Raw genomic sequence first — 24,081 nt, 5'->3', positions numbered from 1 at the left:
GGGTTTTGCCAACAGCCTTGTGTCATGATGCTCCCACCGCAGGTAAGCCGCCCTTCTTATATATGAATAGATCCTCCGCGTTGTTCCTTGCTCTTGCCTTTCTAGGCGGCTGCCAGTCAATGGCCCCCGTCTCGTCACAGCCCGTGCCCGCTCAGAAAGACGCCCCTCCCGCGCCTGAAGCCAAGCCGAAGGTCTATGGTTCGTTCACTCAGGACACCCTGGTCAGCCTGTTGAGCGCGGAGCTGGCCGGCCAGCGCAACCGCTTCGACATCGCCCTGGACAACTACGTGACCCAGGCGATCAAGACTCAGGACCCGGGGGTCTCCGAACGCGCCTATCAGATTGCCGAATACATGGGCGCTGATCAGTCTGCACTGGAAACCGCGCTGATCTGGGCAAGAAACGCACCGACCGACCTCGAAGCGCAACGCGCCGCAGCCATTCAACTGGCGCGCGCGGGACGTTACGACGATTCTCTGGTGTACATGGAGAGAGTCCTGCAGGGTCAGGGCGACACGCACTTCGACTTTCTGGCCCTGTCTGCGGCCGAAACCGATCCGGACACCCGCAACGGTCTGCTCAAAAGTTTTGATCGGTTGCTGGGCAAATACCCGAACAACAGCCAGCTGATTTTCGGCAAGGCGCTGTTGCTTCAGCAGAATGGTGACGCCGAACAGTCGTTGAAGCTGCTGGAAGACAACCCGCCCAAAGAAGGTGAAATCGCGCCCATCCTGCTGCATGCCCGTCTGCTGCAAAGCATGAACCGGGGCAAGGAAGCGGTGCCCCTGCTTGAGAAAAGCATCAAGAAATACCCGGACGACAAACGCCTGCGCCTGACGTATGCGCGCATGCTCGTTGAGCAAAACCGCATGGAAGACGCCAAAGTGCAGTTTTCCGCCCTTTTGCAGCAATATCCGGATGACGACGAGCTGCGCTTTTCGCTGGCCCTGGTATGCCTTGAAGCCAAGGCCTGGGACGAAGCAGCTGGCTACCTGGAAGAACTGATCGCCCGTGGTGCACACGTCGATTCAGCGCATTTGAATCTGGGCCGCATCCACGAAGAGCGCGAGGACCCGCAAAGCGCGCTCAACGAATACGCTCAGGTCGGACCGGGCCCGGACTTCCTGGCGGCTCAATTGCGCCAGGCCGATATTCTGGTCAGCAATGGCAACGGCGCAGAAGCTGCCAAACGCCTGGCTGAAGCACGTGCCGAAGAGCCCGATTACGCCATTCAGCTGTACCTGATCGAAGCCGAAACCCTGACCAGCAATGATCAACTGGATCGCGGCTGGCAGGTGCTGAACACGGCGCTCAAGCAGTACCCGGACGACGCCAACCTGCTCTATACCCGCGCCATGCTGGCTGAAAAGCGCAATGATCTGGCGCAGATGGAAAAAGACTTGCGTAGCATCATCAAGCGCGAGCCGGAAAACGCCATGGCGCTGAATGCACTGGGCTACACCCTTTCCGATCGCACCACGCGTTACGCCGAAGCCCGCGAACTGATCGAGAAAGCCCATCAGATCAGCCCCGACGATCCGGCGGTTCTCGACAGCCTTGGCTGGGTGAATTACCGCATGGGCAATCTGGACGACGCCGAACGCTACCTGCGTCAGGCGCTCGAACGCTTCCCCGACCACGAAGTAGCCGCACATCTGGGAGAAGTACTCTGGGCCAAAGGCGAACAGCGCGAAGCCCGGAAAGTATGGGCCAAGGCCCTGGAACAACAACCCGACAGCACCGTCCTGCGCAGCACACTGCGACGCTTGACCGGTTCAGAGACCCTTTGACGTTATGTTTTTGCGCCACGTAATCGTATTCAGCCTCATCGCCCTGCTCACCGGCTGTGCCGGTCTCACTTCCCGCGAAGCCGTTCAGGGCAAGGGCGACCCCGCGCAATGGCGCGAACACAAACAGCAACTGAGCAGCCTTGATGGCTGGCAGATCAACGGCAAGGTCGGTATTCGTGCGCCGAAGGACTCCGGCAGCGGCACCCTGTTCTGGCTGCAGCGCCAGGATTACTACGATATCCGCTTGTCCGGTCCGCTCGGCCGCGGCGCAGCACGACTGACCGGCAGGCCCGGCGCTGTCGCGCTTGAAGTCGCCAATCAGGGCCACTACGAAGCCACGACGCCGGAAACACTGCTTCAGGACCAACTGGGCTGGAAACTACCGGTTTCCCACCTCGTATGGTGGGTGCGTGGCTTGCCGGCACCGGACAGCAAAAGTAGCGTGACACTCGACGGTGACAGCCGTCTGGCCAGCCTTGAGCAGGACGGCTGGCAGGTGGAATACCTCAGTTATGTCGAACAGAATGGCTACTGGCTGCCCGAACGCGTCAAGCTGCACGGTCAGGACCTCGATGTCACGCTGGTCATCAAGGACTGGCAGCCTCGCAAACTGGGGCAATGACCATGACTGCATTACAGGATATGGCCAAGGCCCAGTTGGTTTTGCCTGCTCCGGCAAAGCTGAACCTGATGCTGCACATTCTGGGACGCCGTCCGGACGGCTACCATGAGTTGCAAACCCTGTTTCAGTTTCTCGATTACGGTGACGAACTGGGCTTTACCGTTCGCCAGGACGGCGAGATTCGCCTGCAGACCGATGTTCCCGGCGTTCCGCATGACAGCAACCTGATCGTCAAAGCTGCCCGAGCGCTGCAAAAACAGTCCGGTTGCACACTGGGCATGGATATCTGGCTGGAAAAACGCCTGCCCATGGGTGGCGGTATCGGCGGCGGCAGCTCGGATGCAGCGACCACCCTGCTGGCCCTGAATCATTTGTGGCAGCTCGGTTGGGATGAGGATCGTCTGGCGCAACTGGGGCTGACGCTGGGCGCCGATGTACCGGTTTTTGTCCGTGGACACGCCGCATTTGCTGAGGGCGTCGGGGAAATTCTCACCCCGGTTGACCCCGAAGAACCCTGGTATTTGGTGCTCGTTCCGCAAGTCGCTGTAAGTACAGCAGAAATTTTTTCAGATCCGTTGTTGACACGCGACACGCCTCCCATTAAAGTGCGCCCCGTTCCCAAGGGAAACAGTCGAAATGACTGTAAGGCGGTTGTAGAGAGGCGTTACCCAGAAGTACGTAACGCTTTGAATTTGTTAGGTAATTTTACCGAAGCAAAATTAACCGGAACTGGAAGTTGTGTGTTTGGGGCCTTCCCAAACAAAGCTGAAGCTGATAAAGTCTCGGCCCTTCTTACAGAGACCCTTACGGGGTTCGTAGCGAAAGGAAGTAACATCTCGATGTTGCATCGCAAGCTGCAAATTCTGTAACAGGAATTGAGTGCCAGGCACTCGATTGATTCAATACAGGGGCGTCGCCAAGCGGTAAGGCAGCAGGTTTTGATCCTGCCATGCGTTGGTTCGAATCCAGCCGCCCCTGCCATTTTCTATACTCATCCAGGTTACCCTCAGCCTCTAGGTACTGCGCGTGTCCAAGATGATGGTCTTTACGGGGAATGCCAACCCCGATCTCGCTCGGCGTGTAGTACGTCAGCTGCATATCCCACTGGGTGATGTCTCTGTCGGAAAATTTTCCGACGGTGAAATCAGCACTGAGATTAATGAAAACGTCCGCGGTAAAGACGTCTTCATCATTCAGCCGACCTGCGCACCAACGAACGATAACCTGATGGAACTGGTCGTGATGGCTGATGCCTTCCGCCGCTCCTCAGCGTCCCGAATCACTGCTGTGATTCCCTACTTTGGTTATGCCCGCCAGGATCGCCGTCCGCGCTCCGCACGTGTTGCCATCAGCGCGAAAGTTGTCGCTGACATGCTCACCGTGGTGGGAATCGACCGTGTTCTCACGGTTGATCTTCATGCTGACCAGATCCAGGGGTTCTTCGATATTCCGGTAGATAACATCTACGGCTCCCCCGTTCTGGTGGATGACATCGAAGACCAGCGCTTTGAAAACCTGATGATCGTTTCCCCGGATATCGGCGGCGTCGTGCGTGCACGTGCTGTTGCGAAATCCCTGGGCGTCGATCTCGGTATCATCGACAAACGCCGTGAGAAAGCCAATCACTCTGAAGTGATGCATATCATCGGTGATGTCGAAGGGCGTACCTGCATTCTGGTCGATGACATGGTCGACACCGCCGGCACCCTGTGCCACGCGGCCAAGGCCCTGAAAGAGCATGGCGCAGCCAAGGTCTTCGCCTACTGCACACACCCTGTGCTGTCGGGTCGGGCGATCGAAAACATTGAAAATTCCGTGCTGGACGAACTGGTGGTGACCAACACCATCCCGTTGTCCGCAGCAGCACAAGCCTGCAGCCGTATCCGTCAACTGGATATTGCGCCGGTAGTCGCCGAAGCGGTTCGCCGCATCAGCAATGAAGAATCGATCAGCGCGATGTTCCGTTAACTGACATCACGCAGACGAAAAGCGCCCCGCCCTGACATCCTGTCAGGGCGGGGCTTTTTTGCCCATACCGCCCGAGCGCTGGTCGCAAACGCAACGGCGGATGTGGTTAATTTGGAGATACAACATGAACGAATTTACCCTGAATGCAGAACAGCGTTCCGACCTGGGGAAAGGTGCGAGCCGCCGCCTGCGTCGTCTCGCCAGCCTGGTTCCAGCTGTAGTCTACGGTGGCGACAAAGCCCCTGAGTCCATCAGCATGCTGGCCAAGGAAGTTTCCAAACTGCTCGAAAACGATGCGGCCTACAGCCACATCATCGAGCTGAACATTGGTGGCAAGAAGCAAAACGTCATCATCAAGGCGCTGCAACGTCACCCGGCCAAAGGCCACGTGATGCACGCTGACTTCGTGCGCGTTATTGCCGGCCAGAAACTGACCGCAATCGTGCCGATCCACTTCCTGAACGAAGAAGCTCCAGTCAAGAAAGGCGGCGAGATCTCGCACACTACCACTGAACTGGAAGTGACCTGCCTGCCTAAAGACCTGCCTGAGTTCATCGAAGTTGATCTGGGCGCGCTGGAAGTGGGCGACAACGTTCACCTGTCCGAGCTGAAAGCACCTAAAGGCGTCGAGTTCGTTGCCTTGGCACACGGTACTGACCTGGCAATCGCCAACGTCCACGCACCGCGCATCGTCAAAGACGAAGCAGAAGAAGGTGAAGAAGGCGCAGCCGAGTAATTCATTACTTGGTAACGTCGGAGTTGCTCAGGAAACATCGCGAGCGATAGCAGGCAAGGCGGGCGAGATCGCTGAGTTTACATCATGGTAAATGAGCAGTTTTCGCCCACATTGCCGCTGTCGCAAGCGGTTTAACCCTCAACTCCAAAGGAAGAGCCCCTGTCGTGACCGCCATACAACTGATCGTTGGCCTGGGAAATCCAGGCGCTGAATACGAACAGACCCGGCATAACGCAGGGGCTTTTTTTGTTGAGCGTATTGCTGCGGCGCAGCGAGTCAATCTCGTTCCCGAGCGCAAATTCTTTGGCCTGACCGGGCGTTTTACGCATCAGGGTCAGGATGTTCGTCTGCTGATTCCCACCACCTACATGAACCGCAGCGGCCAGGCCGTCGCGGCACTCGCCGGTTTCTACCGTATTCCGGTTGAGTCGATTCTGGTGGCGCATGACGAACTGGACCTGCCTCCGGGCGTTGCCAAACTCAAAGTGGGCGGCGGCCATGGCGGTCATAACGGCCTGCGCGACATCATCGCGCAGCTCGGCAACCAGAACACATTTCATCGCTTGCGGCTTGGCATCGGCCACCCGGGCGATGCCAGCAAGGTATCCGGCTTTGTCCTGGGTCGAGCGCCACGCGCCGAGCAGGAAAAACTGGACGCCAGTATCGACTTTGCCCTCGGCGTGCTGCCGGATATCTTCGCCGGTGAATGGAACCGGGCGATGAAAAACCTGCACAGCCAGAAGGCCTGACATCACTCGAGGGGAAACACCATGGGATTCAATTGCGGCATCGTCGGCCTGCCTAACGTCGGCAAGTCCACCCTGTTCAACGCCCTGACCAAATCTGGTATTGCGGCCGAGAACTTCCCCTTCTGCACCATTGAACCGAACAGCGGCATCGTGCCGATGCCTGACCCGCGCCTGGCGGCCCTGGCAGCCATCGTCAACCCGAAACGCATCCTGCCGACCACCATGGAGTTCGTCGACATCGCCGGCCTGGTGGCAGGTGCCTCGAAAGGCGAAGGCCTGGGCAACAAGTTCCTCGCCAACATTCGCGAGACCGACGCCATCGCTCACGTGGTGCGCTGCTTTGAAGACGAGAACGTGATTCACGTCTCCAACAGCGTCGACCCCAAGCGCGACATCGAGATCATCGATCTGGAACTGATCTTCGCTGACCTCGACAGCTGCGAGAAGCAACTGCAAAAGGTCACGCGCAATGCCAAGGGCGGTGACAAGGACGCAGTGGTCCAGAAAGGCCTGCTTGAACAACTGATCGCCCACTTCAGTGAAGGCAAGCCAGCACGCAGCCTGATGAAGAGCATGAGCAATGACGAGAAAGTCATCATTCGTGGCTTCCACCTGCTGACCACCAAGCCGGTCATGTACATCGCCAACGTTGCCGAAGACGGTTTCGAGAACAACCCCCTGCTGGACGTGGTCCGCGCCATCGCTGAAGAAGAAGGCGCAATGCTGGTGCCGGTCTGCAACAAGATCGAAGCCGAAATCGCCGAGCTGGATGACGGCGAAGAAAAAGACATGTTCCTCGAAGCTCTAGGCCTCGAAGAACCCGGCCTGAACCGCGTCATTCGCGCTGGCTACGAAATGCTCCACCTGCAGACCTACTTCACCGCAGGCGTCGAAGAAGTCCGCGCCTGGACCGTCCGCGTCGGTGCCACCGCACCACAGGCCGCAGGTGTCATCCACACCGACTTCGAAAAAGGCTTCATCCGTGCCGAAGTGGTGGCCTACGACGACTTCATCCAGTTCAAGGGCGAGTCCGGTGCCAAGGAAGCGGGTAAATGGCGTCTGGAAGGCAAAGAATATGTCGTCAAAGACGGTGACGTGATGCATTTCAGGTTTAACGTCTGATTTAAGTACCTGGCTTCAGGCGCTCCTTAAGACATTGGGCAGTTGCTGAAACCTCGATAAAACCGCACCTTTGTGCGGTTTTATTGTTTCTGCGCACCTCGTTTGCACCGCTTTCAATTCAACGCATCATCTGGACGCCTGGATCTGCCGCACCGGAATCAGTCCCGTCTCCTGATAAGTAAGTATCAGCTCGTCGAACAAACCGATATCACAGCGGGTACGGGCCATCAGTTGCGCACCGGCAACGGCGGTGTAGATGGAACGGGCGCGTCGCTCACAGCTGGCTGAATCGCCCAGTCCTGCGTCAATCAGGACATCGGTCAGCCAGGCCACGTTTGTATCTGCAAACGCCTTTACTTCAACCTTGACCTCTTCGGGCAGGTCTTCGTACTCAGCAGCCATGAAGCTGGCCATGCAAAGTCGGTTGGCATGCTCCAGCGATGTTCGAAATATTGAAGGATAGTGCTGCAGGCTACGGCTGGGATCTGGATCACGTAATGCGTCCAGCACAGCTGCGGTGTCCTGCCAATAGCGTCTCGCCACCGCAGCGCCGAGGTCTGCCTTACTCGGGAAGTGGTAATAGATGCTGGCGTTCTTGATCCCTACCGCCTCGCCGATATTGCGGAAATTGATTCCGCTGTAGCCATGCACCTGAGCAGCCGCTTTCGCAGCCGCCAATATGGCCTCCCGCGCATTTTCACTCACGCTCGACTCCTCAACTTGTCTGATAGTTGCGAATTCTACTCACTGCGCGGACACCTGCCAACTGACAGGTAGGGGATTGACAAGAAAGAGACAAAGGACCAGTCTTTACCTACCAACTGACAGGCAGGTATCTGATAATGACATTCGCAGACTCGCAACTCGATAACACCTCAGTCCCCCTCATGACCATTCATGACTGGTTTGATGGCCCCTACCCCGCTCGCGTAAGAATCGCGCTGGCAGAGAAAGGACTGCTTTCAAGGGTTGAATTCAAATCGGTCAATCTGTGGAAAGGCGAACACAAACAACCAGCGTTTCTGGCCATCAACTATTCCGGAACACTTCCAGTGCTGGAGCTGAATGACGGAACACTCATTGCAGAGTGCACGGCGATCACTCAATACCTGGACCTGGTGACCGGGAGCCCTGTGCTTACAGGTGAAACGGCTGTCGAGAAGGGCCTTATTCACATGATGACCAAGCGTGCCGAGATCGAGTTTCTCGATGCCGTAAGTACGTACTTTCATCACGCTACGCCGGGGCTTGGGCCACACGTCGAGCTTTATCAAAATCAGGAATGGGGTAGCCGCATGCGCGAAAAAGCCGTTCGTGGCATGCGCTATTTTGACAGCATCCTCAAAGATCGACCTTTTGTCGTCGGCGACGCATTCTCCATGGCTGATATCGCAGTGCTGGGCGGCATGATTTTCGCCTCGCTGGTCAAACTTCCAGTGCCAGACGAGTGCGAAGCATTACGTGAATGGCATACCAGGATGCAAGAAAGACCCAGCGTTCAGGAATGGCGAGCGATGGTTGAGCGTGGCGCACCGCAAAGCTGAGTCGGATGAAGTTGTGGTTACCGCCAGACAAAAAAACGCCCCGCAAGCGAGCTTGCGGGGCGTTTTGCCAAACGTGTAGCGGTGCCTGAGAAGCTTACTTCTTCAAACGCCCGTAGCGGTCTTCAAAGCGCACGATATCGTCTTCACCCAGGTACGAGCCCGACTGCACCTCGATGAGCTCCAACGGCACCTTGCCGGGGTTGGCCAGCGAGTGTTTGACGCCCAGCGGGATGTAGGTGGACTGATTCTCGGAGAGGATCAGTTCCTGATCGTCGCAAATCACCTTGGCAGTACCCGATACCACGATCCAGTGCTCGGCGCGGTGGTAATGCATCTGCAGCGACAGGCACTCGCCCGGCAGCACGCTGATGCGCTTGACCTGATAGCGCTCGCCCAGATCGATCGTGTCGTAATGACCCCACGGACGGTTGACCAACGGATGAGTGACAAACTCGGGGCGCTCTTCGGCTTGCAGACGTTTGACCACGTCCTTGACCTGCTGGCTGTTGTGCTTGTTGGCGACCAGGATTGCATCCTTGGTTTCGATGACGATCAGGTCCTCGACGCCGACGGTGGCTACCAGTCGATGGTGCGACTGTACCAGGCAATTGCGGGTATCGATCGCCATCACATCGCCTTCCAGGCGATTGCTGTTGGCATCATGCGGACCTACATCCCAGATAGCAGCCCAGCTACCCAAATCGTTCCAGCCAGCGTCCAGCGGTACGACCAGACCGACAGAGGTGTGCTCCATGACTGCGTAGTCCACGGATTCGTCAGGGCACAGGGCGAACTTCTCGGACGAGACGTGCAGGAAATAGCTGTCGGCTTCGGAGTCTTCCAGCGCTATGCGGCACGCAGACAATATGTCGGAACGATGCTTGCGCAGTTCGGCCAAAAATACCGAGGCGCGGAACATGAACATGCCGCTGTTCCACAGGTAAGCACCCGAAGAAAGGTATTCGGCAGCCATTTCCGGCGATGGCTTTTCCTTGAAGGCTTCAATGGCGAAACCGCCATCGGCAATCGCATCGCCGCAGTGAATGTAGCCAAAACCGGTTTCAGCGTGAGTCGGGGTAATACCAAAGGTCACCAGTCGGCCTGCCTCGGCATGTACCTGAGCAATCTTCACCGCTTGTCGGAAAGCTTCTTCGTCGTGGATGTGGTGGTCAGCAGCCAGCACCAGCAGTATCGGGTCGGTGCCGTCGGCAGTTGCTTCCAGCGCGGCCAAAGCGATAGCTGGAGCAGTGTTGCGAGCCAGTGGTTCGAGAATGACGCGACGGCTGGCCATCTTCGCTACACGCAATTGTTCGGCGACGATGAAACGGTGATTTTCATTGCTGACCACTACCGCAGGAGTGTGCTCCAGGCCATTGAGCCGGGCCAGCGTGCGTTGAAACATCGTTCCCTGATCCTGACCATCTAGGGCAAGAAACTGCTTCGGGAAACTCTGCCGCGACAAAGGCCATAACCGCGAACCGTTACCGCCAGCCAGAATTACAGGGGTGAACATAGACGCTCCATTCTTGGGCCACAAAGGCGTAGCAAAGGCCGCATTATCCGGGTGCTCCAGCAGGTATGCAACATGAAGGCCACCACAATATGCATACCATTCAGCAACTCCCTCGCAGCAACCATCCTGCACCCCGTGCGAGCCGGGCTGACCCATGTTAGTCTTCGCGCCCGATTCCGTACCTGCCTTTGTATATCCACCGCACGCAAGCGCAAATTTGCTGCCTGAGTACGCCATTGAGAAGTGATGCAATTGATCGACATCGAGAACGACAGAACATGGATATAGGCTTGAGCTGCACGGTCTGGGCAAACGGCGAGCGCGCCGGACATCTGGACGGCATCGGCATCTATTCCAGAGCCCTGTGGCAGGGTCTGGACAGGCTTGGTCAGACTGAAGACATGCATGTGAAGCCATATGCCTTTGGCCATGACCTGCAAGTCATGGCCTGTGGCAAACCGGAACAGCTGGCCAGGGATTACCGTATCCATGCAGTGCTCAGCGGCGTACTCAAGCTGCCATTGAGCAACTCGGCGAACATTGCCAGAGACGTGCAGCTCTTCCATGCCACTGACCACCAGATCCCGCTGATCAAGGGCGTGCCTGTCGTCGCCACAATCATGGATGTGATTCCGGTGTTGTATCCGGAATGGATCAAGCAGGACCTCAAGCGCCTGAAAAGCTGGCTGTTCACCACCAGCATCGAGCGCGCCGAGCACATCATCACCATCTCCGAATACAGCAAGCAGGACATGGTTCGTCACCTGGGTATTGCGCCAGAGCGCATCAGTGTCACGCCACTGGGCGTAGACCCTGTGTATTTCGAGCGCATCGACACTGCCGAGCGCGACAGAGTGCTGGCTACGCACGGCCTCAGACCCGGCTTCTTTCTCGTGGTGGGCACCCTGCAACCCCGCAAGAACCTGCAACGCGTGCTTGAAGCCTTCCAGCAACTGCCCGCGCAGGTGCGCAAGGAGCATCCGCTGGTGATTGTCGGTCGTGACGGCTGGAGCAACGAGGAACTGCTGCCGCAGCTTGAGGCCTTGCAGCAAAGGGGCGAAGGCCGCTGGCTGAGTTATCTGCCGCAGAAAGAAGTGCTGTCACTGCTGCAAAGTGCCGGGGCGCTGGTGTTTGCTTCTCTGTATGAAGGGTTTGGTCTGCCGGCTATCGAAGCGTTCGCCGCACAGTGTCCACTGATCGCATCCAATAACTCTTCGCTGCCGGAAGTGACAGGCGATGCCGCCTGGGCTGTTGATCCGCACAACGCCGACAGCATCAGTGCCGCGATGCGCGACGTACTGGAACAGCATGAAGAACGTGAACGCAAGGTGCAGCGCGGGCTGGAGCGTGCGCGCCAGTTCAGTTGGGATGCATGTGCGCAAAAAACGTTGGATATTTACCGTATGGTCTTGGCTAATCGACGTTAGTCCCAGGGCGAGGGCCGAGTGGGGATGAAAGTCTCTTTTCAACGGAAACCCAGCAATTGGCTCGGCTGCTGAATTGTCTCTAGGTCATCGATGGCATTGACGATGACTTAATCAGGACCAGCTTGCCTATAATCACGATGAACGCGGGACTGCTTTCAACGACCGTAAGTCAATTTATTGAACGGTCGACGGGCGCCGCCCTGAATGTTCTGGCAATCCAGCTAACGATCCAACCTTTCAATGACTCCACGTTGCGGGACCACGATCCTGGAGCGAGGCATCTCACAAACTGGCGTCTCTCCAGCTCATCAAAAATGCCATCGACTCGGCGTTACTCAAGCTTTCTACCTATCTGATAATTCATTTGTCGGGTAGCGAGGGCAATTATCGCCGCTATGCTGGTAATGCATCCTTGTTCTATTGCGGTCGGTGTGGAAACAGTAGAAACCCTCGATACAGGCATTCGCAAAACAGTACAGTGGTATCAGGCCAATCAGGAACAAGGTGAGTGGAGTCATGGCTGAATGTTATCTTGACCAGATCGTGCAACAGTGTGAGGCCGCCGACACATGAAAATTTTGCTGTTGGGAAAAAACGGGCAGGTTGGCTGGGAACTGCAGCGTGCTCTGGCCCCATTGGGTGATGTGATCGCGCTGGATCGTCAAGGCACTGATGGCTTGTGCGGAGACCTTACCAATCTGCAAGGCCTGGCTGCCACCGTTCGAATACTGACCCCACATATTATCGTCAACGCAGCGGCATATACCGCTGTGGACAAGGCCGAGAGCGAACAGGATCTGGCCGTGCTGATCAACGGCGACGCACCCGGCGTGCTGGCTCGGGAAGCCGCAGCACTGGGTGCCTGGCTGATTCACTATTCTACCGACTACGTGTTTGATGGCAGCGGCGATAGCCAATGGCAGGAAAACGCACCGACCGGCCCACTGTCGGTCTATGGCCGCAGCAAGCTGATGGGAGAGCAGGCCATTCAGGCCAGTGGTGCCAAGGCGCTGGTTCTGCGCACCAGTTGGGTGTACGCGGCGAAAGGCAACAATTTTGCCAAGACCATGCTGCGCCTGGCGAGCGAGCGCGACTCCCTGAACGTGGTGGCGGATCAATACGGTGCGCCGACCGGTGCCGAGCTTATAGCCGACGTGACAGCGCACATGCTGCACCGGGTATTGGGTGATCAGAACTCGGCGGAGCTGGGCGGCGTTTATCATCTGGCTGCAGCCGGTGAAACGTCATGGCATGGCTTTGCCCGGTTCGTTCTGGAACATGCCGAGCGTAACGGGGTGCAGCTTAAGGTCTCGCCCGACAAGATCGGCGCGATTCCTACAGAAGCGTATCCACTGCCCGCGCCGCGTCCGCACAATTCGCGGCTGGCTTTAGGTAAACTCGAAACCACTTTTCAACTGAAGATGCCGCCCTGGCAACAAGGCGCACAACGCATGCTGGATGAAATTCAGCGCTAAGGACTCTCATGGCTCGTAAAGGAATCATTCTGGCTGGTGGCTCGGGTACCCGTTTGCACCCGGCCACGCTCTCTGTCTCCAAGCAGTTGTTGCCGGTGTACGACAAGCCGATGATCTACTACCCGCTCTGCACGCTGTTGCTGGCCGGGATCCGAGATATTCTGATCATCTCGACACCACAGGACACGCCGCGCTTTACCCAGTTGCTGGGCGATGGCAGCCAGTGGGGCCTGAACCTGTCCTATGCCGTGCAGCCAAGCCCGGACGGCCTGGCTCAGGCGTTCACCATCGGTGCGGACTTCATCGGCAACGATGCGTCGGCATTGGTATTGGGCGACAACATTTTCTACGGCCATGACTTCCAGTCGCTGCTGCTCAACGCCAGCAACCGTGAGTCGGGTGCCTCGGTGTTCGCTTATCACGTACAGGACCCCGAGCGTTATGGCGTAGCCGAATTCGACGAAAGCGGTCGAGTACTGTCGCTGGAAGAGAAGCCCAAGGTTGCCAAGTCGAACTATGCCGTCACCGGCCTGTATTTCTACGACAACCAGGTAGTGGATCTGACTCGTCAGTTGAAGCCTTCTCCACGCGGCGAGCTGGAGATTACCGATCTCAACATGCTGTATCTGGAGCAGAAGCAGCTGCACGTCGAGATCATGGGCCGCGGCTATGCCTGGCTGGACACCGGCACGCATGACAGCCTGCTGGAAGCTGGTCAGTACATCGCCACCCTGGAAAAACGCCAGGGCCTGAAAGTCGCCTGTCCTGAGGAGATCTGCTACCGCGCAGGCTGGATTGACGGCGCGCAGCTTGAAAAGCTCGCACAACCGTTGATCAAGAATGGCTACGGTCAGTATTTGAGGAATGTACTCAAAGAGCGGATATTTTGAGCCCCCCGCCTACCGGGCTTTATCCCGTGACTATTACTGCAGGCCCTTAAAATGGCCTGCAACAAAAGAAAAAACGGCAATAGACGCAGTTTTCCGCATGAGCGGCTTTCAAACGTCAACAGTCAACGGTCACTGCGGGCCTTAGTTTAAAGCAATACAGCACCCGCCAAGGCATTTACTGTTTAGAGGGCGGGGAGCGACCAAGCTGAACATGACCGTACTTCATGGAGACACCTGAAAAAATGAGCGTCCATCAGGAGCCGAGGTTCAATATCTCGACATATGCCACCTACGTGACTATTTTTATATTCACGGCAACGGCAGTGGCAATGTTGACGTCATTACTGTCTGGGCCCAATCAGCTTTTATATTGGAAAAGCGATTATGCCATCTTTTTAATAGACATGTATCACACGTTACAGTTTGACCAAGAGATTGGTATTTCATCGCGTTTTGGCTGGGCACATCCAGGCCCTTTCAATTATTACATGCTGGCCCCTTGGTATTCGCTTTTTGGTGAAAAGGAAGGGGGACTGATAGTGGGGACCTTCCTCTACAATATCGGGTTTATTGCGGCATCCACATGGACAGTTGCCAAGATCAGCGAGAGAAACACGGCGGCCCTGTTTTTGACGACGTTGATCATCTATTCGTCCGTTGCTTTGGGGGCAAGAGTTTTCCTGGATGTTCTTCTACCCTACTCAACCATATTCCCTTGGATATTTGCCCTGTGCATGTCCATTGCCATCATACAAAAACACAGTTACTTCATCCCTCTGCTCGCCTTAACGCTGAGCGGTGTTACACAAATGCACGTTGCATTCTGGATGCCCGCAGTCGTACTGGGATTAAGCACATTAGCGGGTTCGCTTTTATATAAGAGACCGGAACGAAAAGAAATACTACTGTGGATAGCCGCCGCCTGTTTATTCGCAATCACCTGGCTGCCGCCACTCCATGAACTCCATAATCTCTCGAAAATTTTTCAATTCTTCACCTCAAGACCAAGCTCAGACCACTCACTCTTCGATGCAGCTCATGCGCTTGCAGTATTGATGGGAGAACCCATCCAAGGGAGTGCATTGAGTTATGGGGACGCAAAACCGGGGGGATTACCGCTGTATTTGGGGTTACTGACCATTATGGCCTCAATTTTCTGCACCCTTGTAGCGTGGAAAAACAATAATAAACCTGCGCTGATACTGGGATGCCTGGTTCTGATTCAATTGACAACCTATCTGTATGCATTATCGAAAGTCGCGGGCCCCATACTGCATCACAGCATTACATTCATTCCGATGATCAGTGTATTTATTGCACTGCAAGCACTCTTACTTACAAACCAGAAAAGTTCGAACACCCACACAGTTACCACACTGACTATCGCAGGCAGTCTGGCAAGCGTGTTTTTTATAGCAATGCATTATACGCAGATAAATAACGCGACTGTCATAGCCAAAACACCCGACGAGAAAATAGCACGCTTATATACCGACGTAGAAAAAGCAATACATAGCTGTACGGGCACTCCGACCCTTAATATGAATCAACCCATTTGGGAACCTGTGCTGGGTGCAGTATCTGCTGTTTACCGGAGTGGTCAGGCCTTTAGTATAACGCCTTCATTCTGGTCAATTATATTTGGGTGGCGTGTCCCAACAGAGCCTACCCAGTGCATCATAAGTTTTACTCAGAAGAATGAGCGCATTGTTGTAGACGTCGAAGACTTTGAGAAGATCGGTAAAATTGAAGGGGCCGTTGTTATCAATCTTGATGCGTTAGCGTTCGAACCATACGGCACAGCGCTTTTCGACAAGGGGATTTTGCGCGTGTCGTCCGAAGCGTTTACCGATGCTGGTTTTCTATCCCAGGAACTGACGTTACCAGCAGGATCGTACAGGATAAAAGCGACGTTGAATTGGTCAGCCACTTCTGAAAAACCCGACAACAATGCAGGGCATCTTTCGTTTCACGGCAAGAGCATGATTTATGCGATAAACGATTCTACGGCTACAAACACACCTGTCACAGCGTACTTCACATCGGATGGGCAACCATTCAGGCTATCGTTTGGGCTGGGTGGTTGGTCTACCGGGAAAGGATATGTTCAGTTGAAAAGCCTGCAACTAGAGTATTTACAGCCCCAGTGAGTGACTGAAAAAAACACACCGCCCGACAAATGCATGTCGGGCGGTATGGGATCTCGTATCAGCCAGCACACGGCCTCATTTGAAGGTCACTGCTTTTACAAGGACACTGAGGGAGCGTTTATCTTCACTCATACCTAATTGCTGAGGAGAAACCGAATCCGGCGTCGAAAAGGTGATAACCAACTTATCACCGTTCAAAGGCGGTAGTTTAATTTCTGTAGCAGTGACCGCCGACTCGGTCAACACCGAACTGTATTGTTCCACGCCGTTAATGAGAACCTTCACAGCTTGCTTTGGATGCTTGCTGTTCACAAATGGAATCCAGTCTACGACCATCACACTTGGGGGTTGGGCATCAAGAATACAATTAAATTCGGCGCTTCTTCCTACGATCCAAGCTCCGATATTTTCTGCCGAACCAAAACCTTTTAACCGACGCTGGTCAACCAATCCGGCTGTTGAGAAGTCGACACGCCCGCGGCAATAGCTCGACTCGTTGGCCCGCTCCGACAAACACTGCGCACTGGACACTGATACACCGGCACCCGAGAAAATCCGGCACTCTTTCGTGTCATAGCTTTTGACACCCGCGCTTGTAATGACTCGACTGTACTTGGCGTAGTCCTGCAATGAGTGAGCGATGAGCACGTCTGATAGCGCCAGCTCTCTCTGTGTTTTGAAAATAGAGATGGAAAAGAGATAGTCAAAAACTCGCGATCTGCCTTCTAGCCCAATAACGACATCATTTTCTCCGGCCTCGGTAGCAGGCAACTGTAGCGCTATCGCATCCAGTTTTTTCTCTAACCGCACCAGTTCCGAGAGATCGTAAGATTCAAGGGTCGGTATCGATGCGTTAAAAACAACATAAAAGCTGACGGCGACAAACAGAGCATAAAACAACGAGTAATTATTCGACGTATCCGAATCATCCGACGCCTTGCGACAAAATACAGAACCCAACAGAATTGAAAGCGAAACAAAGACGTGGGCAACGATCCCATACACATATTTTTTTACAGCATAGTCCGAGCCCATTCCGTACTTTACGACTACCATTTGCAACAAGCATAAGCACGATACAGCCCCGCCATAGATAGCGAGATATTTTACAGCCGGGTAGCCCAGCATCGGTTTATTCTTGACGTGAAGCATTAACAGCACGACGGAAAGAATAACCCCCAACACGCACAACGTTGCGATACCTGTCGGATAAGTAATATTTAAAAAGCTTAATGTTCCGTCATTTTCTGAAATCTTTCTCATTGAAGAGAAGGCAGGATTTAAAACAACTCCGGCCAAGGCCACAATGGGAATCAGAAGACTGGCCACTGCAGCAGGAACACTGAGTTTCCTTTCAAGAAAGTCCGAATACGCATTAAACAGAACCAGCCCGCCCAAGAGGCCAAGCAGTTCCAGAGTCGGCAGCAGGTGAACGCCTGTATTGAGTGCGATAACACCGATCAAAAAGACATACGCTGTGCCTCTGCCTCTGCGTACCTCAAGAAAAACAGCGACAGCCATGCTTAGAATAGCGACGGCCTGACCTACCAGTTGGGAGTAGAAGTAGTTGCCTACTATCTCCCCGCCGTGTACGTCGAAATGGAATACGTACCTATTGACTACCAGCAGCAAAACAAGCGTTAACGTGGAAGCCCGCGCAACACGCCTGGGAAGCGTGTTAAGCATATAGATAAAGGCACCCCATATGGCAGCAAGCGACAGCAAAGAGACTACCTGCAGCCCCAGGAATGTCGAGTGCAGTGGCCAGCCGACTATCGCAGCCACTATGTGGCTGAGCCTGGGGTAATAATTCATCTCTCCTAACGTGGGATCGTTTGAGTTCACCAGATTAAAATTTTCAGCTATACGATAGGCCAGCGCATAGTGATGTGCCAAATCGACAGACTGACTCCTCAGCACATCAATATTTGACACCAACAACCACCCTGTCACCAGAAGCAGCGTATAGCAGAAAAATCGCGACGGTAATAACTGCATTTGATTCACTCAGACGATCCCTTTCAGATTACAGCTTTTGGGCGATCAAACGACCTTCGCGAATGGCGTAGTTCGTTCCCCGATCCTCTGGATAAATCTGAGCCATCGTCGAAATCAACGCATTATCGAATGGCGTGGATGCATCAGGTACGTACTGAGAGTAATTACGCTCGGTTACCGGCTGAGCATACTCGGAACGCCAGACCTTGAAATCGACGACCCAGTCTTTTTCGAAGTGAGGGAACATCCGCTTCAAATGCGAGAGGGCGAAATCAAGGTACTCATCGTCACTGTAGGCCCACACTGGGTCTTCAGTGGCCAGGTAGCGAGAAAGATAGGCAATGTGAGTGCCCTTGTAATTTTCCGGCGTGTCAAAGTTGGTGTGTTCGATAACACCCACAAACGGGAAGCCCGGATCATTGACGTTGAGCCAGTAGGTATCCGACAGGCTGTGCTTGAGGCGCAGCACCAGGCACATGTTGCCCAGGTACTTGACCCTGCGCAATTTTGCCAGCCACGCATCGTCTGCGGAGTTCTGAAACATGTCCGCAATCAATGGGAACGAAGGCGTGAACAAAAACTTGTTGCCCGCCACTTCACCATCGTCGGTAGTGACGGCAGTGAGCTGTTTGCCTGCGGTGACCAAACCGGTGACTTTGGAGTTGAAGACGACCTCGCTGCCATTGGCACGAATGGCCGATACGAGCGCCTCTGCAAGTCGGCCGAAACCGCCTTTGAAGTAAGCAAGCTCTTCGCCGCCTTTATCGTTGCGCGTGCTGCCGCGCAATACCAGCTTCTTCCACATCCAGACAGCGTTGACAGCCTCTGCATAAACGGAGAACTTGGAGTTGATCAGCGGCTCCCAGACCACCTTGTAAACAGACTTGCCGCACATGCCTTCCAGCCACTCGCGGATACTCAGGTGCTCGATTGTCTTCCAGTCCTTGATACGGCGGACCTGAAAAACAAGAAGCCCGAGACGTATGCGGTCTATAAGGGAGAGCGCCTTGAAGCGAAGCAAATCCAAGGGAGTGGAAAGCTTCCACATTCTTCCATTGAAGTACATGCCGGTTCGCGTTGGGAGCAGAATAACATCGCCTTCCAGCCCCAATTCCTTGACCAGTTCCGGTACAAAGACGTCGTTATTGAACCAGTGGTGGTAAAACTTTTCTACGCGAACGCCATCGTTGAATTCAAAAATCCCGGCCAATCCGCCTGGCGTGGAATCAGCTTCAATAACCTTTACTCGCTTGCCCTGCTTCGACAGCACGTAAGCAGCTGTGAGACCTGTGAAACCGCCTCCCACTATCACCACATCATAGTTATTCATTTACATTTACCAAGGTAGAATTTTTCATGATTATGTCCGCGCTGCTTTGAATAACGCAGGGCGCGACCATATCGCCAATGCCCCAACAATCGTTGTTGGTAGCCAGAGGGCCAGATGTACAATTATCGCGTAGCTGCCTGCTTGAGCAGCAGAACCACCAATAAGCGTGACGGCAGTGAACGCCGCGAGATGAAACGGACCTACATAGCCGGGTGACGACGGTGCCAGGGTAGAAAGCGTTGCGATTGCCATTACCAGCAAGGCCATAAGAGGACTCGCGTCCAACCCCAGGCCCATCAGTGCAAAATAAAACAAGCCCGCCTCACCAACCCATACAAGCACTGACAAACCAAGCATCGTGCCAAGTATGCGAGGCCGCGACATCACATCGAAGCTCGCGAAAAGTCCCCCGACGGCGTGAAAAATCTGCTGCAGCCTGGAGGGCTTGACAGAGCCTGACTGTTCGCCTGCCAATGAATGAAACAGACGCGCGAAGCTGCCGGAAAAGAAAAATCCGACCGTAAGAGCCATACCGCCCAATAAGGCAAGAATGACAGCAGTCTGTCGCAGTGCCGGGGGCACCTCTATCGTTTGTATGGCAAGCACGCCGAGCGCCAGGCAGGCCAACAGAGTGACCAGATCGATAAGCCTTTCCACAACCAGACTTGTAGTCGCTGCAGTCTTGGTGACGCCCATTGCATAAGGAAATACCAAAGCGCGCACGACGTCGCCCAACCGCAACGGCAGCACATTATTGAGCGCGATAGCGCCCAGAAAAGGTGCCGCACAGTTCTTGAATCCTACGTGGGTCCCTGTCGCAGAAAGCATGACAGACCATCGAAAGATACGCACGGCATAGCCGAAGCCCAACGACAAAATTCCCAGTATCAGGTAGCGCCATTGGAAATGCTCAAGTGCTTCCATAACCTCCGAGAACTTCACCAGACGAAAAATTGCGATAAGGCAAATGAGCGTGATGCCCCCGCCAATCACATGTTTTATCCAGCGCCTCTCTTTGGTCTGCGACTTCTGTGTCATGTTTATCTCAAATCCGCCAAGGGGCATTGTTGGTCGCCCACAACGCTTCCAGTTCGCGCTTGTCGCGCAAGGTGTCACAGGGCTGCCAGAAGCCATGATGCTGAAAGGCGCAGAGGTTGCCGTCTTTTGCAAGATTAGTCAGCGGCTCGCGCTCCCAGGAGATGCTGTCGCCGTCGATATACTTGATGACCTCTGGCTCGAGGACGAAGAATCCGCCATTGATCCAGCCAATTTCATCGGCAGGCTTTTCAGAAAAGCTGGAGACATTGTTCTCGGCATCTATGTTGAGCACGCCGAAACGCCCAGGAGGCTGCACGGCAGCCACCGTCGCCAGTTTTCCATGCTGACGGTGAAACGCAACTTCTGCACTGATATCAATGTCTGAAAGGCCATCGCCATACGTGAGGCAAAAGGTTTCATTGTTCAGATACGGAGCCACGCGCTTGAGGCGGCCGCCGGTCATGGTTTCAGCTCCGGTATCGACTAACGTAATCCGCCAGTCTTCGGCCTGGCTGTTCAGAATCTTTTGATCCCCGGTTGCAAGATCAATCGTCATGTCGGACATGTGATTGTAATAGTTGGAGAAAAACTCCTTGATCACATAGCCTTTGTAGCCCAGGCAGATGACAAAATCCTTGATACCGTGATTAGCGTATGAGCGCATGATGTGCCAAAGCAGGGGCTTGCCGCCTATCTCTACCATTGGTTTCGGTTTGGTGTCCGACTCTTCCGCGATGCGAGTTCCCAAGCCACCGGCCAAAATTACAGCTTTCATGTTTTCTCCTTATAACTTGAGATCGGAAGTTTCAAAGTTAAGACTTTGCTGAATGACAGCAACGGGGTCTGCACGCAACACGAGGTAAATACGCAACAGGTATTCACCGATGATGCCCAACAGAAAAGAATTCAGGCCGATGCCGAAGAGAACCAGAATATGGATACTGGCCAGCCCAGGCGGCAGTTCCGGATGAAACAGGCGCAACAACACATAATAAAGAGCGCCCAAGACACTGACAGCCAGAATTATCAATCCCAAGAAAGAAGCCATACGAAGCGGCACTGTCGAGTGGTTGAAAACCGCCGTCAGACCCAACTGAAGCAGCCGGCTGATATTGAATTTGCTGACACCTGCAATACGCGCATCACGATCGTAAGGGATGCCCGTCTGATTGAAGCCAATACCCGCGATCATCCCTCTGAGATAAGGGTTGGCGGTCTTGGTCTTGAGCAACACATTAACGACTTTTCTGTCAATCAGACGAAAATCACCGACGTCACGCGGGATTGGGTGCTCGCTCACTTTATCGATTGCCCAATACCCAAGGCGACGAAAGTTGTTTAATAACCAACCTTCCGGCCTCTTGCGACGGACCCCGTAAACCACCTCATGGCCTTCCTGCCAGCGAGCAAAAAACTCTTCGAGCATTTCCGGTGGGTCTTGAAGGTCGGCGTCAATCTGCATCACCGCATCGCCCTTGGTGTGCATATAATTGGCGAGAATAGAACGCTGAAAACCGTAGTTTCGAGAGAAACGAATGGCCTTGACCCTTGGATCTTTCGCAGCCAGCTCTGCCAGCATCATCCACGTGTTGTCATCGGAGTGATTATCTGAAAATACAAACTCCAGATCACACCGGTCTTTCATCCTGGTCGCAAGCGCGTCCAGCCGACTGTAAAGGGCTTCAATATTTCCCGACTCATTGAGCACCGGGATCGAGATTGATACCAAGGGGCGCTTGCCTGACATTAAATTTTCCATGACGAATTTTGCACTCAAGCGGTTATCTGTTTTTTCATATAATCAACTACCGACTCTGTGCTGTCGCGAAACACGAGGCCCTCTAGAACTTCAGGGCGCTCAAAGACGTGGCCAAAATTCTCTTGAGTCGGCTCAGGTAACGCACCGAGGCGAAGTAGATGAGTTTTGTCAAATGCCTTGAAAATCGCCTTGGCGAGGTCACCAAGGCTGACAGGCATGCCATGGCTTAACTCAATGATGCCCTCGACATGATTATCCACCAACGACTTGATGGCCACAGCATCGTCCATCACATGATGATACTCACGCAGTTGCCGACCTTGGGTCATCTCAAAAGGTGTGCCTGCACGCAGAGCACTCAATATCTGTCCGAGAAACATGAAAGGGCTTGGCTCGGCCAAACCGTAAAGTGTATGAATCCGGATATGAGCGGGCCTAAGGTCGCCACCCCCAACGCTTTCCACAAACTGACTCAACAACAGTTTGCTTTGTACATATGGATTGGAGGTCAGCGTTCGTTCCATTGCAGTTCCGAACGTGACAACCCTGACGCCTGCGGAAGCGACAGCGGTAATTATGTTGTGTGGCAGCCTGAAGTTTACGTCGTGCAACTGCTGAGCCGGTAGCCGAGGGTCAAGCAAACCGGAACAGATGTACACCACAGAACCAACCTTCGCACATTTCGAAAAATAGGTGGTAATAGCCGGTATTGAATCAGGCTCAGCCCATCGTTCATAGACAGCTCGATCAATACAGGTTACTTCATTCGCAGGATATTGCTCAGCGATTGCCTGCCCGAGTCGACCGCGGCTGCCTATGATGAAATTCATTCCTGAATGCCCGCTCGCCACCCATCGATTTGAGCGAGTGTGATTGCCCGGGCACTGCCAGGACGGGCGTAGAAATCCCGGTACCAGGAGGCCGTTTTCTCCACAACTTCTTCCGTGTTCCACACCGGAATCCAGTTCAGTTGATTTCTCGCGATTGAACTGTCCAGCGCCAATGCGCCTGCCTCAGGCAATGGGTTGTCCATGAACTCGAGATTCGGACGCTGCCAGTCAGCACTCATCAGTTCGAGCACATCTCTGACCGAATACTGCTTGAGCTCCTGAGGCCCGAGGTTCCAGGCTTTAGCAACACGGCCCGGGTTTTCAGATAGCAGCCCTGCAAGAATGACGAGATAACCGTGCACGAGTGCCAGAACATGCTGCCAGGGCCTTGTGGCATCAGGGTAACGAAGGGTCATGACCTGCCCTTCGTTCACAGCACGAACGAAGTCAGGAATAAGACGGTCTTCAGACCAATCCCCGCCGCCGATTATATTGCCGCCCCGTGCGGTAGCGATGGCAGGACCGAGCCCTTGAGAGAAGGGGTAGGAAGCGCCATAGCTCTGGATAATCATTTCCGCAGCGGCTTTGGATGCACTGTAAGGATCTTTGCCGCCCAGTGGGTCGTTTTCGCGGTACGGCCATGCCCATTCGTTGTTTTTATAGACTTTGTCTGTTGTGACACAGAGCACGCCGCGAACACTTTTTACCAGCCGAGCCGCTTCAAGAACGTGCGCAGTCCCTTGAGCGTTGACCATGAACGTCTGCACGGGCTCGCGGTAAGACTTGCGAACGAGGGGTTGAGCGGCGAGATGCAAGATCAAATCCGGCTGGAAGGCTTCGACAGCCTGCAGCAGCTTGTCAAAATCACAAATATCACCCAATACGCTGGTGACATCGTCTTCAAGACCTATCTCTTCAAAAAGAGAAGGTTTGGTCTCAGGCGCGAGCGAATAGCCTGCAACATGAGCACCGATAGACTTCAGCCAAAGACATGCCCATCCCCCGGTGAACCCGGTATGACCGGTGACTAAAACCTTTTTTCCGGCAAGGCTGTCTTCAAACTTGAGTTTTGCTGTCATTTTCCTACGCCATCGGTGTTGTGCGAATAACTTGCCTCTGATACGCGGTGATCAGAGGCAT

The 24,081-nt window shown here is 54.4% G+C and carries 21 protein-coding genes and 1 tRNA gene; 13 read left to right on the top strand and 9 right to left on the bottom strand.

Annotated elements, in window-relative coordinates:
* Positions 1-62 precede the first annotated feature (62 nt).
* The 8 genes from KP808_RS04635 to ychF all read left to right on the top strand — a co-directional run bounded on the left by KP808_RS04635 (position 63) and on the right by ychF (position 6,987).
* The gene (locus KP808_RS04635; protein WP_219170997.1) at positions 63-1,790 is read left to right on the top strand and encodes a tetratricopeptide repeat protein; all 1,728 of its coding nucleotides are present in this window, start codon (positions 63-65) and stop codon (positions 1,788-1,790) included.
* Between the two features lie 4 nt (positions 1,791-1,794).
* Positions 1,795-2,412 carry a lipoprotein insertase outer membrane protein LolB gene (lolB, locus tag KP808_RS04630; protein ID WP_058407996.1) on the top strand — a complete coding sequence of 206 codons (618 nt, stop codon included), beginning with the start codon at positions 1,795-1,797 and terminating at the stop codon, positions 2,410-2,412.
* A 20-nt stretch (positions 2,413-2,432) separates the two neighbouring features.
* Positions 2,433-3,281, top strand: a complete 849-nt coding sequence (ispE, locus tag KP808_RS04625; protein WP_230018812.1) for a 4-(cytidine 5'-diphospho)-2-C-methyl-D-erythritol kinase — start codon at positions 2,433-2,435, stop codon at positions 3,279-3,281.
* A gap of 37 nt (positions 3,282-3,318) precedes the next feature.
* A tRNA-Gln gene (locus KP808_RS04620) sits at positions 3,319-3,393 on the top strand.
* A gap of 45 nt (positions 3,394-3,438) precedes the next feature.
* The gene (locus KP808_RS04615) at positions 3,439-4,380 is read left to right on the top strand and encodes a ribose-phosphate pyrophosphokinase (RefSeq protein WP_002552145.1); all 942 of its coding nucleotides are present in this window, start codon (positions 3,439-3,441) and stop codon (positions 4,378-4,380) included.
* A gap of 124 nt (positions 4,381-4,504) precedes the next feature.
* Positions 4,505-5,116: a 50S ribosomal protein L25/general stress protein Ctc gene (locus tag KP808_RS04610; protein ID WP_058400566.1), complete on the top strand. Its 612-nt coding sequence runs from the start codon at positions 4,505-4,507 to the stop codon at positions 5,114-5,116.
* 164 nt (positions 5,117-5,280) lie between these two features.
* Entirely contained in the window at positions 5,281-5,865 is a 585-nt protein-coding gene (gene pth, locus KP808_RS04605; RefSeq protein WP_003317127.1) for an aminoacyl-tRNA hydrolase, read from the top strand.
* Positions 5,866-5,886: 21 nt separating this feature from the next.
* Entirely contained in the window at positions 5,887-6,987 is a 1,101-nt protein-coding gene (gene ychF, locus KP808_RS04600; RefSeq protein WP_058400565.1) for a redox-regulated ATPase YchF, read from the top strand.
* A 126-nt stretch (positions 6,988-7,113) separates the two neighbouring features.
* Here ychF and KP808_RS04595 read toward each other — a convergent pair whose 3' ends face one another.
* On the bottom strand, positions 7,114-7,692 hold the full coding sequence (locus tag KP808_RS04595; RefSeq protein ID WP_058407997.1) for a TetR/AcrR family transcriptional regulator: 579 nt from the start codon (positions 7,690-7,692) through the stop codon (positions 7,114-7,116).
* A gap of 182 nt (positions 7,693-7,874) precedes the next feature.
* On the opposite strand from KP808_RS04595, the gene KP808_RS04590 reads away from it, so the two are divergent.
* Positions 7,875-8,531 carry a glutathione S-transferase gene (locus KP808_RS04590; RefSeq protein ID WP_177342358.1) on the top strand — a complete coding sequence of 219 codons (657 nt, stop codon included), beginning with the start codon at positions 7,875-7,877 and terminating at the stop codon, positions 8,529-8,531.
* Between the two features lie 94 nt (positions 8,532-8,625).
* On the opposite strand, the gene KP808_RS04585 is transcribed toward KP808_RS04590, so the two are convergent.
* Entirely contained in the window at positions 8,626-10,044 is a 1,419-nt protein-coding gene (locus tag KP808_RS04585) for a mannose-1-phosphate guanylyltransferase/mannose-6-phosphate isomerase (protein WP_230017533.1), read from the bottom strand.
* Positions 10,045-10,322: 278 nt separating this feature from the next.
* Here KP808_RS04585 and KP808_RS04580 point away from each other — a divergent pair, with 278 nt between their 5' ends.
* From KP808_RS04580 to KP808_RS04565, 4 genes are all read left to right on the top strand, one after another.
* Positions 10,323-11,471, top strand: coding sequence for a glycosyltransferase family 4 protein (locus tag KP808_RS04580; RefSeq protein WP_230017532.1), 1,149 nt, complete (start codon positions 10,323-10,325; stop codon positions 11,469-11,471).
* 569 nt (positions 11,472-12,040) lie between these two features.
* Entirely contained in the window at positions 12,041-12,946 is a 906-nt protein-coding gene (gene rfbD / locus KP808_RS04575) for a dTDP-4-dehydrorhamnose reductase (protein WP_230017531.1), read from the top strand.
* Between the two features lie 8 nt (positions 12,947-12,954).
* Positions 12,955-13,836: a glucose-1-phosphate thymidylyltransferase RfbA gene (gene rfbA / locus KP808_RS04570; RefSeq protein ID WP_230017530.1), complete on the top strand. Its 882-nt coding sequence runs from the start codon at positions 12,955-12,957 to the stop codon at positions 13,834-13,836.
* Between the two features lie 242 nt (positions 13,837-14,078).
* Entirely contained in the window at positions 14,079-15,986 is a 1,908-nt protein-coding gene (locus tag KP808_RS04565) for a hypothetical protein (protein ID WP_326839563.1), read from the top strand.
* A 75-nt stretch (positions 15,987-16,061) separates the two neighbouring features.
* Here the strand turns inward: KP808_RS04565 and KP808_RS04560 are convergent, their stop codons facing one another.
* The 7 genes from KP808_RS04560 to rfbG are packed head-to-tail and all read right to left on the bottom strand — an operon-like array spanning position 16,062 to position 24,020.
* Positions 16,062-17,984, bottom strand: a complete 1,923-nt coding sequence (locus KP808_RS04560) for a hypothetical protein (RefSeq protein ID WP_230018804.1) — start codon at positions 17,982-17,984, stop codon at positions 16,062-16,064.
* A 28-nt stretch (positions 17,985-18,012) separates the two neighbouring features.
* Positions 18,013-19,314 carry an NAD(P)/FAD-dependent oxidoreductase gene (locus KP808_RS04555; RefSeq protein WP_057401274.1) on the bottom strand — a complete coding sequence of 434 codons (1,302 nt, stop codon included), beginning with the start codon at positions 19,312-19,314 and terminating at the stop codon, positions 18,013-18,015.
* A 30-nt stretch (positions 19,315-19,344) separates the two neighbouring features.
* Positions 19,345-20,379: a lysylphosphatidylglycerol synthase transmembrane domain-containing protein gene (locus KP808_RS04550; protein ID WP_230017528.1), complete on the bottom strand. Its 1,035-nt coding sequence runs from the start codon at positions 20,377-20,379 to the stop codon at positions 19,345-19,347.
* Entirely contained in the window at positions 20,360-21,127 is a 768-nt protein-coding gene (gene rfbF, locus KP808_RS04545; protein WP_011167815.1) for a glucose-1-phosphate cytidylyltransferase, read from the bottom strand. The genes KP808_RS04550 and rfbF overlap by 20 nt, the downstream gene beginning before the upstream one ends.
* A gap of 9 nt (positions 21,128-21,136) precedes the next feature.
* Positions 21,137-22,099: a glycosyltransferase family 2 protein gene (locus tag KP808_RS04540; protein ID WP_011167814.1), complete on the bottom strand. Its 963-nt coding sequence runs from the start codon at positions 22,097-22,099 to the stop codon at positions 21,137-21,139.
* 26 nt (positions 22,100-22,125) lie between these two features.
* On the bottom strand, positions 22,126-22,941 hold the full coding sequence (locus KP808_RS04535) for an NAD-dependent epimerase/dehydratase family protein (protein WP_230017527.1): 816 nt from the start codon (positions 22,939-22,941) through the stop codon (positions 22,126-22,128).
* Positions 22,938-24,020 carry a CDP-glucose 4,6-dehydratase gene (gene rfbG / locus KP808_RS04530; RefSeq protein ID WP_230017526.1) on the bottom strand — a complete coding sequence of 361 codons (1,083 nt, stop codon included), beginning with the start codon at positions 24,018-24,020 and terminating at the stop codon, positions 22,938-22,940. Before rfbG ends, KP808_RS04535 begins: the two co-directional genes overlap by 4 nt.
* Positions 24,021-24,081 lie beyond the last annotated feature (61 nt).

The organism is Pseudomonas savastanoi (genome assembly GCF_020917325.1).
Taxonomy (GTDB): Bacteria; Pseudomonadota; Gammaproteobacteria; order Pseudomonadales; family Pseudomonadaceae; genus Aquipseudomonas; species Aquipseudomonas amygdali.
The sequence above is the reverse complement of the archived record's forward strand: the minus strand, read 5'-3'. Positions and strand labels throughout refer to the sequence as shown.